Source organism: Frisingicoccus caecimuris (genome assembly GCF_004340975.1).
Taxonomy (GTDB): domain Bacteria; phylum Bacillota; class Clostridia; order Lachnospirales; family Lachnospiraceae; genus Frisingicoccus; species Frisingicoccus caecimuris.
In genome coordinates, this window is the sequence record NZ_SLXA01000004.1 from 47,666 (window position 1) to 62,805 (window position 15,140).

At 46.1% G+C, this 15,140-nt stretch carries 14 protein-coding genes and 5 tRNA genes; 1 reads left to right on the forward strand and 18 read right to left on the reverse strand.

The genetic code is table 11. The annotated features are described in order from the left end of the window. Positions 1–189 precede the first annotated feature (189 nt). Both EV212_RS05630 and EV212_RS05635 read right to left on the reverse strand, forming a co-directional pair. On the reverse strand, positions 190–1,161 hold the full coding sequence (locus tag EV212_RS05630; protein WP_132090195.1) for an alpha/beta hydrolase: 972 nt from the start codon (positions 1,159–1,161) through the stop codon (positions 190–192). A gap of 3 nt (positions 1,162–1,164) precedes the next feature. Next, positions 1,165–1,704, reverse strand: a complete 540-nt coding sequence (locus tag EV212_RS05635) for a flavodoxin family protein (RefSeq protein ID WP_132090198.1) — start codon at positions 1,702–1,704, stop codon at positions 1,165–1,167. A 105-nt stretch (positions 1,705–1,809) separates the two neighbouring features. On the opposite strand from EV212_RS05635, the gene EV212_RS05640 reads away from it, so the two are divergent. After that, positions 1,810–2,247, forward strand: a complete 438-nt coding sequence (locus tag EV212_RS05640; RefSeq protein WP_132090201.1) for a MerR family transcriptional regulator — start codon at positions 1,810–1,812, stop codon at positions 2,245–2,247. Positions 2,248–2,331: 84 nt separating this feature from the next. Here the strand turns inward: EV212_RS05640 and EV212_RS05645 are convergent. The 16 genes from EV212_RS05645 to EV212_RS05720 all read right to left on the reverse strand — a co-directional run bounded on the left by EV212_RS05645 (position 2,332) and on the right by EV212_RS05720 (position 15,129). Continuing rightward, positions 2,332–2,403, reverse strand: a tRNA-Gly gene (locus tag EV212_RS05645). 19 nt (positions 2,404–2,422) lie between these two features. Then, positions 2,423–2,493 (reverse strand) — tRNA-Gly (locus tag EV212_RS05650). 1 nt (position 2,494) lies between these two features. Further along, positions 2,495–2,567 (reverse strand) — tRNA-Phe (locus tag EV212_RS05655). A 136-nt stretch (positions 2,568–2,703) separates the two neighbouring features. Beyond that, positions 2,704–4,875 carry a PTS transporter subunit IIABC gene (locus tag EV212_RS05660; RefSeq protein ID WP_132090204.1) on the reverse strand — a complete coding sequence of 724 codons (2,172 nt, stop codon included), beginning with the start codon at positions 4,873–4,875 and terminating at the stop codon, positions 2,704–2,706. Between the two features lie 104 nt (positions 4,876–4,979). Beyond that, a tRNA-Leu gene (locus EV212_RS05665) sits at positions 4,980–5,065 on the reverse strand. A 4-nt stretch (positions 5,066–5,069) separates the two neighbouring features. Next, positions 5,070–5,151, reverse strand: a tRNA-Tyr gene (locus tag EV212_RS05670). A 59-nt stretch (positions 5,152–5,210) separates the two neighbouring features. After that, entirely contained in the window at positions 5,211–7,316 is a 2,106-nt protein-coding gene (locus EV212_RS05675; protein ID WP_207669074.1) for a glycoside hydrolase family 13 protein, read from the reverse strand. Positions 7,317–7,699: 383 nt separating this feature from the next. Beyond that, positions 7,700–9,538, reverse strand: coding sequence for an ATP-dependent zinc metalloprotease FtsH (gene ftsH / locus EV212_RS05680; RefSeq protein WP_243115473.1), 1,839 nt, complete (start codon positions 9,536–9,538; stop codon positions 7,700–7,702). An 11-nt stretch (positions 9,539–9,549) separates the two neighbouring features. Next, complete coding sequence (gene hpt, locus EV212_RS05685; protein WP_132090207.1) at positions 9,550–10,077, reverse strand: hypoxanthine phosphoribosyltransferase; 528 nt, start codon at positions 10,075–10,077, stop codon at positions 9,550–9,552. Continuing rightward, positions 10,010–11,524, reverse strand: a complete 1,515-nt coding sequence (gene tilS, locus EV212_RS05690; protein WP_132090210.1) for a tRNA lysidine(34) synthetase TilS — start codon at positions 11,522–11,524, stop codon at positions 10,010–10,012. Before tilS ends, hpt begins: the two co-directional genes overlap by 68 nt. Then, on the reverse strand, positions 11,521–13,398 hold the full coding sequence (locus EV212_RS05695) for a SpoIIE family protein phosphatase (RefSeq protein ID WP_132090213.1): 1,878 nt from the start codon (positions 13,396–13,398) through the stop codon (positions 11,521–11,523). The genes tilS and EV212_RS05695 overlap by 4 nt, the downstream gene beginning before the upstream one ends. A gap of 96 nt (positions 13,399–13,494) precedes the next feature. Next, positions 13,495–13,806 (reverse strand): FtsB family cell division protein, encoded by a 312-nt coding sequence (locus EV212_RS05700; protein ID WP_132090216.1) that lies wholly within the window; start codon positions 13,804–13,806, stop codon positions 13,495–13,497. A gap of 59 nt (positions 13,807–13,865) precedes the next feature. Next, positions 13,866–14,246: a spore cortex biosynthesis protein YabQ gene (yabQ, locus tag EV212_RS14030; protein ID WP_132090219.1), complete on the reverse strand. Its 381-nt coding sequence runs from the start codon at positions 14,244–14,246 to the stop codon at positions 13,866–13,868. A gap of 3 nt (positions 14,247–14,249) precedes the next feature. Next, positions 14,250–14,534: a sporulation protein YabP gene (gene yabP, locus EV212_RS05710; RefSeq protein WP_132090222.1), complete on the reverse strand. Its 285-nt coding sequence runs from the start codon at positions 14,532–14,534 to the stop codon at positions 14,250–14,252. Positions 14,535–14,606: 72 nt separating this feature from the next. Continuing rightward, complete coding sequence (locus EV212_RS05715) at positions 14,607–14,846, reverse strand: RNA-binding S4 domain-containing protein (protein ID WP_132090225.1); 240 nt, start codon at positions 14,844–14,846, stop codon at positions 14,607–14,609. 4 nt (positions 14,847–14,850) lie between these two features. Continuing rightward, positions 14,851–15,129, reverse strand: a complete 279-nt coding sequence (locus EV212_RS05720; RefSeq protein ID WP_132090228.1) for an HU family DNA-binding protein — start codon at positions 15,127–15,129, stop codon at positions 14,851–14,853. Positions 15,130–15,140: the final 11 nt, after the last annotated feature.

Consider the following 15,140-nt stretch of genomic DNA (forward strand, 5'->3'; position numbering starts at 1 on the left):
ATAAACTGAAAAACGGATATAAGAAGGAGCCATTGCTCCATAGAGGATTAATTACCTATGGATCAATGGCCCAACAATTAAACTTTCTTATAACCACATTTGGGGCATACGCTATTCTCATCCAATGCCGTTCCGCTTATCGTCAGCGTCAATGTTTTTTCCTTCATTTCAGATTCCGGTATAGTGTTTTCACCTCAGATACTCCCCAAAGAAGGACTTCAGCTTCTCAAAGGGAATCGCATCCAGCTGATCGTACAGATCGGTATGATTTGCGCCCGGAATGATCAGCAATTCCTTGTTGTCTCCGGTCAGCTTGTTGTAAACTGTCTCGCTGAAATAGCGAGAATGGGCCTTTTCACCATGCACCAGCAGTACGGCGGAACGGATCTCACTGCTGTATTGCAGGATCGGCATATTCATAAAGGACAGCGCGGATGTCACATTCCAACCGCCGTTGGAATTGAGAGAGCGGGGATGATAGCCCCTCGGAGTTTTATAATAGGCGTAGTAGTCCTTCACAAACCGAGGCGCGTCCTCCGGCAGCGGATCCGCCACGCCGCCCGCCAAAGCATAGTTTCCATTTTTGAAATCCTCAGTGCGCTGGGCGTTCATAGCCTTTTTCTTTTCGTAACGGGCGTCTGCAGTATTTTCGCTGTCAAAATAGCCGTTTGCATTGACACGGGTCATGTCGTACATGGTCATGGCGGCAGTGGCCTTGATGCGTGTATCGATAGCGGCAGCGTTGACGGCCATACCGCCCCAGCCACAGATGCCGATGATTCCGATACGATCCGGGTCTACACAGTCAAGTGTAGAAAGATAATCCACCGCCGCACAGAAATCCTCGGTGTTGATGTCCGGGGATGCTACATAGCGAGGCTGCCCACCGCTCTCTCCTGTGAAGGATGGGTCAAAGGCAATCGTCAAAAAGCCCATCTCTGCCATTTTCTGCGCATACAGCCCGGAGGACTGCTCCTTCACCGCGCCGAACGGACCGCTGACGGCGATTGCCGGGAGCTTTCCTGTTGCGTTTTTAGGTACATACTGGTCAGCTGCAAGGGTAATGCCGTAACGGTTATGAAAGATTACTTTGCGGTGAGCCACCTGATCACTCTTTGGAAACACCTTGTCCCATTCCTCTGCCAACTTCAGTTTTTCCATGACTCAAACCTCCTTGCCGGCCTGATAGGCCTTTTCCAATGCCGGGTGCCCGACAATGTCACCCACATCATTTACGCCGCCCGCAAACACCGTGCCACTCAGCTCGCAGCGGTCAAAGCAATCCACCCAACCCTGCACGTCCTTTTCGGTACCCTCCACCGTACTCGGCTCATTCTCTGCCGCTGTTGCCAGCAGATACGCCTTGGTGAAGTGATAATCGCTGTCAAACAGCGGATTCGCCCGATCCAGCATGGTTTTCAGCTGGCCGCTGACGCTATAATAGTAGACCGGCGTGGCAAATACCAGAACATCGGCGTCATGCATCTTTTGGGCGATCTCCACCGCATCATCTTTGATGACGCAGTGGCCCAGCTTCAGGCAGGCGAAGCAGCCCTGACAGAAGCCGTACTGCTTTTCACGCAAATACACGGTCTCTACCTGATGACCTTCCTCCTGCACACCCTTGGCGAAGGCCGCCGCCAACGCCTCCGAATTGCTGCCTTTGCGGGGGCTGGAAGACAGAATCAGCACTTTTTTATTCATAACAATTCACTCCTTGTATTTGGTTTTCTTTTGTGCTACATTATATTCTACAATCTAAACCTAACTTCAGGTCAATACTTTTTTTAAATTTAGGGAGGGATTTATATGTACTCGATCGGACAGGTATCGGAGATGTTCGGTTTGCCTATCTCTACGCTGCGATATTACGATAAACAAGGACTTTTCCCGGGAATGGAGCGCAAGTCCGGCATACGAAAGTTTGGAGAAAAGGAACTTGAGACACTGCGGGTGATTGAATGTCTGAAAAAATCCGGGTTAGAAATCAAGGACATTAAGCAGTTTATGGATTGGTGTGTAGAAGGAGCATCCACCTATGCACTTCGGAAGGAATTATTTGTAAGACAGAAAAGGACAGTAGAAGCGGAAATCGCACACATGAATAAAATTCTGGATATGCTCAGGTTCAAGTGCTGGTATTATGAACAAGCCATACAGGACGGAAGCGAGGAACGGATCCAGAGCCTTCTTCCCAGCCATTTACCGGAAGATATTCAAAAGATTTACGACAACGCACATAGCTGATAACAAAAAATACCCCTGTTTCTAGGGGTATTTCTTCTCTGGTGATATGGACGTAATGCACTCCGCATCCACATCATTTTGTGAAGCGCGAGACGGGATTCGAACCCGCGACCCTCGCCTTGGCAAGGCGATACTCCACCACTGAGCCACTCGCGCATAATATATTTAATTGTAAAGCGGGTGATGGGAATCGAACCCACGTATCCAGCTTGGAAGGCTGGTGTTCTACCATTGAACTACACCCGCGTGCCCAGAACCGGAATCGAACCAGTGACACGAGGATTTTCAGTCCTCTGCTCTACCGACTGAGCTATCTGGGCAAATGCAACGATAGTATATTATCATTTCAAAGTATCTTTGTCAAGCATTCTGCTTCAATTTTTATTAAATTTTCAACTTCCCTCCTTTAGCGGCACAAAAACACCGCCGATAAAAATCCGGCGGTGTTTTCCTGATTTAATTTCCAATCTGAACTTGTAATAAATCTTCTCCGGCCTTAACCGGACCACTGCAAAGCAGACGCACCCGACTGTCTTCATCAAGTTCGGTACACACGATCGGTGATGCCAGAGACGGGGCATGCTGTCGAACATAATTCAGATCAACACGCATTAAAATATCCCCTTTTTTAACCAGATCCCCTTCTTTAACACGCACCTCAAAACCTTTGCCCCTTAAATTCACCGTATCGATCCCCACATGAAGGAGAAGCGCAATACCGTCAATTGTTTTAAATCCAAGGGCATGATGTGTATCAAACACAAAAGACACCGTACCGTCAGCCGGAGCCACAATATCCGGTCCGGTCAACTCTACAAAAGCGCCCTCTCCAATTGCTCCGCTGGCAAATCCTTCATCCGGAGCTTTACTGATGTCTGCCGCAATTCCCGTATACGGACTTGCGATCACGCAGCTCTTTGGTTCTGAGTTTATCTGACAGTTTTTTGGTGTCTGTCCATCATAAGTCCGCGGCACAGAGGCCTCCGGCATTTTTTCCAGATAATCCTCCAGATGGGATTTGATCACCGTGACTCTCGGTCCGTAAATCACCTGAACACCATTACCTTTTTGAATCACACCGGATGCACCGGTCGATTTTAACACATCTGTTTTCACTTTTTCAGACTGATGTACCGTACACCTTAATCGGGTGGCACAGCAATCCACATCAGAAATGTTGTCCCGTCCGCCAAGTCCTTCACAGATTCTCGCCGAAATTTCATCGCTTTCGGAGACTGAGCTGCCAGAAGACATACCGTTTTCCTTGAAAGCATTTCCACCAGCGCTTTCCTTCTTTCCGCTCCGACGTTTTTTATCCACATCACTCCGATGATATAATTTAACTTCATCCGACATTTCCCGCCCCGGCGTTTTCAGATCAAAACGGCGAATCAGAAAGGTAAACAGGAAATAATAAACAATAAAATACGCAATACCAACAATAACAACCCATATCCAATTTGTTTTCGCATTTCCCTGCAAAATACCGAACAGGAAAAGGTCTATAAGACCACCGGAAAAAGTCATACCAACGCCTACATTAAATATATGCATCAGCATATAGGCTGCGCCGGCAAAAACACAGTGAATCGCATACAGGGCAGGCGCAACAAACAAAAAGGTAAATTCCAGCGGTTCGGTAATTCCCGTCAGCATGGATGTCAATGCTGCTGAAAGCAAAAGTCCTTCGACGGCTTTTCGTTTTTCCGGCCGCGCCGTCTTATACATGGCCAGCGCCGCTCCCGGGAGCCCAAAAATCATGAGTGGAAATTTACCGGACATAAATCGAGTCGCTGATGATGCAAACTGCTCCACTGTTGGATCTGCCAACTGGGCAAAGAAAATATTCTGGGCCCCTTCAACCAGACGGCCCCCAACTTCCATCGTACCGCCCACAGCTGTTTGCCAGAAAGGTAAGTAAAATACATGGTGTAGCCCAAAGGGAATGAGGGCCCGCTCCATCACACCATAAATCCACGTCCCCAGATATCCGGAATTCAAGACCACATTCCCCACACTGTAAATCACGCTCTGAATCGGCGGCCATATATAGTACATCAAAATCCCCACAAGCGTATAGACCAACGCAGAAATAATCGGCACAAACCGGGTTCCTCCAAAGAAAGACAACACCTGAGGCAGTTCAATCTGATAAAACCTGTTATGCAGAGCCGCCACACCCAGTCCAACGATAATACCACCGAAAACCCCCATTTGAAGGGATGTAATACCAACAACTGAAGCAGAGGCTCCGGCCAGAAGATTTTCTGCTCCACCATGGATCGTGATCATCGCACTGATCGATGCATGCATGATAAAAAAGGCTACGGCCGCAGCCAAAGCGGCAACTTCCTTTTCCCGCCGCGCCATACCGATTGCCACGCCCATGGCAAACAAAATCGGAAGATTCGCAAAAACGATATCTCCTGCCTCTTTCATGACTGTAAAAATCGCATACAACAATGTTCCCGGTCCCATGAATCCCATCAATCCATAGGCATTCAACATCGTCTCATTCGTAAAAGAACCTCCGATTCCAAGTAACAGTCCTGCAACGGGAAGCAGGGCAATCGGGAGCATGAAAGAACGCCCGACACGCTGTAAAACACCAAATACTTTATCTTTCATAATATGCCTCCTTATTTATAAGGTATTTTTAACCACAAAGAGGCTTTTCATACATAGAAAAAGAGAAACATTGGAAATCCAATGTTTCTCTCCATTCACATATATGCCGGCGACCGGAATCGAACCGGTACGATCGGTTAGGATCGCAGGATTTTAAGTCCTGTGCGTCTGCCAGTTCCGCCACGCCGGCTGAGTGGATGGAGAAGGATTCGAACCTTCGAAGTCGTCGACAACAGATTTACAGTCTGCCCCCTTTGGCCACTCGGGAATCCATCCACAATTGTCCTGACAATATATTAATTTAGCATATGTCTTTCCAAAATGCAAGTATTTTTTTAATGTCCGGACTTATTTTTTGCTTTTTTTGCTTTCAGAAGCAATCCACTGTATCTTTCCATGGAAACGCAAATGTAACCATGCTGAACCGAGTGCATCATTGCATTTGTGTAATATCCGGATTCATTGATCCGCATCAGGGTCACCATCTGTGTATCGCTTCTTATGCCCAAAATCCAAACCGGAATCCGTACTTCTTTATCCTGGTCATCATTATTTAAAATCGTGATCATCTGTTCGTCCCGATTGAACCGCCCGAAGGCCAGCCACTGATAGCCGCCCGCCAGGAAACGATAAGAACCGGTCTTCAACACCTGATGTTCTTTATGAATACGAATTAAATCCCGATGAAAGGCAATCAATTCTTTATTCTCCGCCCCCCACGGATAGGTTCTCCGGTTATCCGGGTCCGTCCACCCACACACACCGGCTTCATCCCCATAATAAATGGTCGGTGCTCCCGGCCAGGTCATTTGAAGCAGCACCGCTTCACGAAAAATTCCATAATTGATATTATCACTGGCTGCCTCGGCCCCCGCTGTGCCAATACGCCCCACCCGATGGTTTGTTCGGGTCAAAAATCGTGAATGGTCATGATTGGAAAGCTCATTCATAGCCACATACAGTGACTCGCTGTGAAAAGCACTCATATGATGATCCATGGCATTTTGAAAGGCCTCCGCATTCCCATACAAATCCGAACGGTAATCATCGCTGTGCTTCTCAACGCCGGTCAACATCCATGTCACCGGCTCCATAAAGGCATCATAATTCATGACCGTATCCCACTCATCTCCCTGAAGCCAGGAGGATGGATCACCATAATGCTCAGCCAGAATCAGCGCATCCGGATTAATTTCTTTCACCGCTTTCCTGAAATCCTTCCAAAAATGATGATTAAATTCCGGCGACAATCCTAAATCTGCCGCCACATCCAGCCGCCAGCCATCAATATTATAAGGCGGCGACAACCATTTCCGGGCCACTCCGAGAATATATTTGTAAAGCTCTTCAGATCCTTCATAATTTAATTTCGGCAGCGTCTCATGTCCCCACCAGCCATCATAATCGCCATTATTCGGCCAATTCTCACTATGAAAAGAAAAGAAATTTCTGTAAGGACTGTCCCCGCTGACATAAGCCCCTTTATCATATTCAGGATTTTTGTCATAAATCCGTTCCCGGTCCATCCATTTATTAAAAGAACCGCAGTGATTGAAAACTCCATCCAGAATAATCCGCATTCCTCGACGGTGTATTTCCTGAACTAATCGGGAAAATAATGCATTGCTCGCTTCCAAATTCGCCTTATCCGTTACTCTGGCAATAAACTTCGTGGCCTGCTCATTACTCGAATCTCCCTCATTGAGACAATTCCCTCTGTCATAGATGATCTTCCCATAATGCGGGTCCACATAATCATAGTCCTGTATGTCATATTTGTGATTCGAAGGCGAAACAAAAATCGGATTCAGATAAATCACATCAACTCCCAATCCCTGCAGATAATCCAATTTGTCCATAACTCCCTGCAGATCACCGCCATAAAATCGACTTACGTCGTATGCTTCCGGCAGGCTGTTCCAATCCTGAATCTTTCTTGTATATTTCTGAATATAAATATACTCCCGGTCTTCCACATCATTGGATGGATCGCCATTATAAAAACGATCCACAAAAATCTGATAAAAAATGGCTCCCTTTGCCCAATCCGGCGTATGGAATCCCGGAATGATTTTAAAATCGTAGTATTCCTGATGCTCGCTCTGCACGCCCTTTTTATTGTAATACAAAACCATCTTTCCAGAAACTATCTCAAAATAGTAAGGTATGCTTTCTTCCGGGCAGGGAACTTCAATCTGATAATAATCAAAGAGGCCCGATGATTCCACTTTCCGCATGGGCAGCCTGGCATCGCCGCTTCGCAGAAATACGTCTCCCACATTATTCTTTCCTGTCCGGAAACGCAGACGCACTTTCTCGTTTAACATTTGTACATATTCTGCAGTTCCATCAGCAAACAAGGCGTCTTTTAAAATTACCGGTTTCACATGCTTTAAATAAAAATATCTTATTTCTGCCTGACTGCAATCTATTTCATTCATCCCAAAATTCATGGCGCCTTCTCCATTCATCGCTTTTTACATATATATAATAAACGCAAGCCCAACTCCCGTCAAGCCGCCAGGTTCTCAGGGCATGAAAAAAGGACAGCCATCGCGTTCTGCTGTCCTTTTTCGGAGAAGGTATTTTTTGTTTCTTATGGGGTGTAACAAAAAACTATATAATGTATTGGGGGGGTTTACGTTCTTTATTATAGCTTCACATCTAAAATAAATGTTAACAAACATGGATTTTTTTTAAATGTGTTTTTATGCAATTTGCAAGGGTTTTTATGACCTTATCGTCATTTTATTCACTCCCAACGCAAAAGCCCCGATTATTTTGTATAATTCGCCCTTCTTTTTCAATACCTTCAAAAATATTTCTAGTTTTCAGACACCGGTTTGTTTGTATCAAAAAGTGCTTCAAACTCTTCTCTGCCAATCTTTTCTTTTTCAAGAAGCAGCGTCGCACATTTTTCAAGGACATCCCTGTTCTCCTGAATGATCTTTCTGGCCTGTTCGTGACACTCATCCACGATCCGCTTCACTTCCTGGTCGATCACAGTCGCAATGCCCTCACCATAGGACTTGGTATGGGCCAGATCCCGTCCGATGAAGACTTCATCGTCATCACCGCCATAGTTGATGAGACCGACTTCATCCGACATACCATACTGGGTCACCATCGCCCGTGCCGTCCGGGTTGCAGACTTAATATCCTGAGCCGCCCCGGTGGTAATATCATCAAAAATAAGCTCCTCGGCCACACGTCCCCCTAGAGCAACCGTAATATCCTGAATCATACGGCCTTTTGTATAAAACATCTCATCCTTTTCCGGCAGCGGCATTGTATATCCGGCAGCTCCGATACCTGTCGGTATGATCGATACGGAGTAAACCGGTCCCACATCCGGAAGCACATGGAACAAAATCGCATGTCCGGCTTCATGATAAGCCGTAATCCGTTTCTCTTTGTCGGAAATGATACGACTCTTTTTCTCAGCTCCAATACCCACTTTAACAAAGGCTCTTTGGATATCTGCCTGAACAATGTAGGCACGATGTTCTTTCGCTGCCATGATAGCCGCTTCATTCATCAGATTTTCCAGATCGGCGCCTGTAAATCCGGCCGTCGTCTGGGCAATCTGATCCAGATCCACATCATCACCCATAGGTTTACCCTTTGTATGAACATCTAAAATCTCCCTGCGGCCCCCCACGTCCGGACGGCCAATGCCGACTTTTCTGTCAAAACGTCCCGGACGCAGAATGGCCGGGTCCAAAATATCTACACGGTTTGTTGCTGCCATAACAATGATTCCCTGGTTGACACCAAAACCATCCATCTCTACAAGAAGCTGATTCAATGTCTGCTCTCTTTCATCATGGCCGCCGCCCATACCTGTACCACGGCGCCGGGCTACCGCATCAATCTCATCAATAAAAACAATACACGGTGCATGCTTCTTGGCATCCTCAAATAAATCCCGGACACGAGAAGCACCCACGCCGACAAACATTTCTACAAAGTCAGAACCGGAAATACTGAAAAACGGGACTCCCGCTTCGCCGGCCACAGCTTTCGCCAATAAAGTCTTCCCTGTTCCCGGCGGTCCTACGAGAATGACACCCTTCGGAATCCGAGCGCCCAATTCCGTATAACGTTTCGGATTTTTCAGGAAATCCACAACTTCCTGAAGTTCTTCTTTTTCCTCTTTTAATCCGGCAACCTTTTTAAAGGTCGTCTCCTTCGCCGTCTCATCTGACATCTTGGCACGGCTCTTTCCAAAATTCATCATCTTGGAATTCGAACCGCCCTGCTGGCTATTTATAAATGAGAACAAAAATGCCAGAAATACAACGCCCAAAATCAGTGGCGCCGCATTTTTTTCAATCCAGTTGTCACGCTTTGCATCCGTGACAAACCAGTTATCCAAATTCTCTTCCAACAATACGGCTTTCACTTCGTCAACATCCGTGACATAACACCTGGTCGTGCCTCCGTCTTTCCATGCGACCTCCACAGAGCCCGTCGGCACTTCATTATTTGGAATAATCGCGATTCTTTCAATGGCATCTGCCCGGTTCTCCACATCCTGCAGAAATTCCGGATACGTATAATTACCGGCTGTGTCCAGAAGCAAATCTCCATAAAATATCACTGCCACAACGATAACGACCAGAATCAGCGGCCAGATTCCCAATCCTCTTTTTCTATTCAAGTGACAACCTCCTATTCATCAAATACGACAGATCCGATAAAAGGCAGATTACGGTATTTCTGATCATAATCCAGACCATAACCTACAACAAATTCGTCTGGAATCACGAAGCCGGTATAATCCACATGAACATCTGCCACACGGCGCTCCGGTTTGTCAAGAAGTGTACAGATTCGAATGTTCTTCGGCTGTCTCTTATATAAAATTTCCACCAGATAGTGGAGTGTGTTTCCTGAATCGATAATATCTTCCACGATCAATACATTTTTGCCTTCCAGCGGCTCATCCAAATCCTTAATGATCTTTACAGCACCGGATGAAACCGTTCCGCTTCCATAACTTGACACGGAAAGGAAATCCATAGATACCGGCACGGAAATCCGTTTCGCAAGTTCACACATAAAGAACACGCCGCCTTTTAATACACAAATTAAATGTACATTCTCTCCGGCATAATCCTTACTGATCTGTTCACCCAGTTCTCGAATCCGGGTATCGACTTCGCCCTCCGTTAACAATACTTTGATATTGTCTTCCATTGCTCTTTTCTCCTTTTATCTTTGCGACCAATACACGCTTTGTTGTATCGGTCACTTTATAGTTATCACTGATTCGGTGCCCCATGATCCAGAGAACATGACTTCCGTCAGCAAGTAAAAGCATCTGCTCCCGCTCTTCTCTCGGGATTTTCTCATCAATCATCCACCGCTTCAGAAGCTTCCGATGCCCCTGTCCATCCAGTGTAATGAAATCTCCATTTTCCCGGGTTCTCACCGCCAGGCCATTTTTTATTTTATCATAATCGAACCATTTCGTATACCTGTTTATGGGAATTTCTTCATTTTTGAAGGACTCTTTCACAGATAATTCAATCATGATTCCCGGTCCCGGAAGGGTATAATTTCCGGGCACTTTCACGTCGATGCAGATACTCTGAGAGGTTTTCTCATCCCCGGCGGTTTCTCTTTTTATGGAAATCCCTTCATAGGTCCGAACGGCCTGAAGCTGATAGGGAAGATGGCATCTTCGCCCGACCGGTTTATCCAAAAGCCCCCGGATCATCTCCACGTGCTCCCGCTCCACATCCTTTAACTTCCCGGCAGTAACACCAATGGCACGTCGCAGGACTTCTCTCTGTATGACCACATCCAATTCCCGAAAAGTGGGGCCGTGTATGGCACAGCAGGAATTCTTTCCCACCTTCACACAGGCATCAAAACCATTTTCGCTCTGACGATCCAGATAATCCGATATATCTTTCATCAGACCGGCCATTTCCTGTATATGTTGCCCTGCTGCCGGATTTATATTCTCCTCAACATAAGGCAGGACATGATTACGTATTTTATTCCTTGCGTAGGCATCCGTCAAGTTGGTTTCATCCGTCCTCCACGAAATTCCCTTCTCCTGAAGATATTTCTCGATATCTTCCCTGCTGACACACAACAGCGGCCTTATGATCACATCCCGTACCGGGGGAATTCCCGTCAATCCCTTAAGGCCTGTCCCCCGGAACAAATTAAACAGAACCGTTTCACAGGTATCCTCCTGTTGATGGGCCACTGCGATCCGCTGCGCGGAAACTTCCCTGCGAACCTTTTCAAAGCATTGGTATCGATAATAACGTCCCGCTTCTTCCTGGGACATTCCCTCTTTCTGGGCAAACCGTTTCAGATCCACATGAAAACTGTAACACGGGATTTCCTGCTCCCTGCACACATTTTCCACATAAGATTGGTCCGCATCCGCCGATTGTCCACGAACTCCGTGGTTTACATGGACAACAACAAGGGATAAATGAAAATATTCAGCCAGTTCGGACAAAACGGTGAGTAATCCCATGGAATCCGCACCGCCGGAGACACCAACAACAATTTTCTGTCCGTCTTCCACCATATGATGTTCCTGCATATATTCACTGACTTTCTGAACCAGATTATTCATTCCCAACGCTCCTTTTCTATATCCAATCAATAAACTCATCATAACACAGCCGCTGATTTCTTACAAATCGTACAGACAAGAACCGTCATATCGTCCTGCTGTACCTCCCCCGGCTGATCCAGGGCCTCATTCAAAATTTCCGACGCCATAGCATTCGGATTGGTCAGATCCATCTCCGAAAGTAAATCACATATTGTTTCATTTCCATGATGAAAACGATTCACCACGCCGTCGGTAACCATCACGATCACGTCGCCGTCAAATAAGTTTCTGCTGAATCCTTCACAGTCCATCTCCGGAAATACGCCCATTGGCAGCGAACCGGAGGTCACACATTCCACCTTTTCTCCCCGCTTTATAAATGTAGAGGAGGCTCCGACTTTAATAAATTCACAAATTCCACTGTAAAGGTCGATCACACTCAAATCCATCGAAGAAAATAACTGACCGTCCCCATGAAACATCATAACTGAGTTGATCATCCGCAGTGCCGAACGGCGTGCAAAGCCGGTATCCACCATCTGCTCCAGGAGATTGATCATCAACTCACTTTCCTCTTTTGCACTTTCACCGCTGCCCATACCATCCGAAAGGGACATAAGAACTTGTCCCGAATCCAGATAGATAAACGCATAACTGTCGCCGCTGACCGGTTCACCCTCCTTTGGCCGCCGGGCAATTCCCTGAATCAGCCGGTACCGGGTATCCTCCACCAATTCATATACGGCATATTTCCGGCTGACTACCCCGGGATTATCTTTCTCAGGTACAAAACGCTGTCCCGCCGCCTCGCTGACAATCTCCGACAGCTCCTTCACCGTCATACAGCGCCCCCGACGTACCCGGGCTATCAAATAGATTTTTTGCCGCCGACCATGACTGCCTTCGTCCGTGACAGAGATCTTTTTTATTTTCAGCCGTTTCTTTTCAAGTTTATGAATAAGAACATCCGAAAGTTTTTTTGAATTTTCTTTGCGCTCAGACAACTCCAGGGAAAGGTCGTCCATAATTTCTGCAATCTCACCCATCTGGCCGGCAAAGGCCAGACGATTTTCATTCACTCGATTCTGCCATCTCAGATTCATATTGGCCATCTGCATGACCCGGTTCGTCTCTTTCAGAAAACCGTCGATATTTATGCATCGGCGCCGGAAACTTGCCGGTACCTGTTTTCGTTCCACCTGTCCGTGTTCCGAAAATATATGAAGCAGATTATAGGCCGACTGGCATGTATCGTAATATTCTTTTTCCCAACAATGTGTCCGCCGTCCACAGGATGCGCACATATTTTCTGTCAATTCTGAAAATGCCTGTGCCACCTCCCCCTCGGAGAGTCCTTCTTTTTCAGGAATCTCATTAGTCAACATATGCGACAGCTTCCGAAAAGATGACGCCATATCTCCCAACCGGCACCGGATAAAATTTTGTTCGTTTGCTTCTTCGACGGGTTCTTCTCTGACCGTTTCTTTTAAAAAAACTTTCATTACAGAATAAAAGAGCGCAAAACCAAGAGCACCGAAAACAGCCTCAATGATCCCCAGCCGCAATTGATGTCCTACCGCAGTGAGGGTAAGCCCCTCCCGCGCCAGTCCATATCCCACATCTGCAGATAAAATTAAAAGACTTAACATCAGTAGCATCTCCTGCTGGCTGACCCAAGCCTTTTTCCATTCCAGTATATAAGTTATGAGCATAATGCCAATCAATATGCCCAAATATTTTAGCAGCATGTTCTGCGGAATTCCCGCCGCCATACCTATAAGCGATATTACAGGTAACAGACTGCGGTGCTCCGGCCACATGTACGCCGCGCCGAAATAAGCGATTCCGAACGGATTCATCATCCCGGATATCGGCTGCTGTAGAAAACCACTCAGCAGTATGACCATCCATTGCCGAATATGGATTCGTTTCATTTTTATCCCTCCCACAAGTGCCTGTCTTTAGACATTAACATCCTATGTTGGGAGGACATGCTTATTGCCCACAATCCATCGACATTCGCCGCTGTCCTACTCGCCGCTCTTCTTAAAAATAATATCATCCGAACCGGCCAGGCCAAGCTTTTCCCGCGCCAGCTCTTTATAGTAATCATCCGAATTCATATAATTTTGTTTATTCTCCAGGGCAGTTTTCATCTCCGTCTGGTCCTCGATCTGGGACTGAAGTTCGGCTACAGAGGCTTTATATCCGTCTAATTTATCATTGAGTTTTACACTATTATACATAAGAACAACACATAAAATAAGGACAACGCAGGCGATGATCGCCATTCCGCTCCGGTTGTGCCGCTGTGTTCTTCGTTTTGCTGTTTTCTTCGCCATATCTTTTCACCTGAAATTTTAATTATCAATTAACATTGTACCTGTTTCCACAAAATATTTCAATGGTTATTCTCCGAATTCTTTCGGAATTTGCTTAAAAGAGACAATATTCCGGAAAACAACCGAAAAAACGGTTTCAAAATCCAACAAATCAACGATATATATACAGGACTTATAGTTTTGAGATAAAAAATACTTCCGACCAGCAGACCGGCGATGGTGAAACTCCGGATCTCTCCCCGGTTATATGTGAATAAAAGATAAAACAGAACAACAGTCATTGCCATCCAATACAGAATATCCTCCGCGTTCACCCAAAATAGTGAATGGCGGACAAGCCGCCGCAGAATCCGGAGTCCATCATATATAAGACACATGCCTATCCCCCAGAAAACAGCCAGGAAAAACAGATAAAACTGGCTCTGAACCTCCGCACTCATCGGCTAACGAAATAAACGTCCAAAGCCCTTTTCGGGATTCTTCGGAAGTTTCTGACTATTGGAATAAATCAGACTGTCCACGTGCCCATCAATGTGCACTTCACCCTTTTCCAGCGTCAGGTGGTTCACATGAAGATCCTCACCCCGAATCATTAAGAGACCCTCTTCTGTATCCATGACAATCTCGTTCGTATCAAAAGAAAGTACATCCAGCACGCCGGTCATCTGGGCATTACTCCGGTTGAACAGGGACAGTTTATGATTCTTTCCCCCGAGTCTTTCATCCATAAAAAAACCTCCCCACATACTCAGATTACGTTAAGTTAATCTAAATATATGGAAAGGCTCTGCAGAATATTCTTATAAATACCTGAACAGGTCTTTGGCTTCTTCCTTACGCACCGTCTCCGTCACATCAAGTACTTCAATCTTTACATTTCGAGTCCCGAAGCCAATCTCAATGATATCTCCCGCTTTCACTGCAACCCCGGCTTTGGCAACCTTGCCATTGACTGACACACGCCCTGCATCACACGCTTCATTGGCCACCGTCCGCCGCTTGATCAAACGGGATACTTTTAAAAATTTGTCCAACCGCATCGGATTATTTATTATTTACGAGGTCTTTTAAAGCTTTACCAGCTTTGAATTTCGGAGCCTTGGAAGCTTCGATCACCATAGATGCACCTGTCTGTGGATTTCTTCCTTCTCTTGCAGGTCTTTCGCTGACTTCAAATGTTCCAAAACCAACCATCTGAACTTTTTCACCTTTTTTAAGTTCTTCACCTACAATATCTACAAATGCTTTTAAAGCTTTTTCAGCATCTTTCTTGGATAATTCTGCCTGCTCTGCGATTGCTGTGATTAATTCTGTTTTGTTCATTCTTAATACTC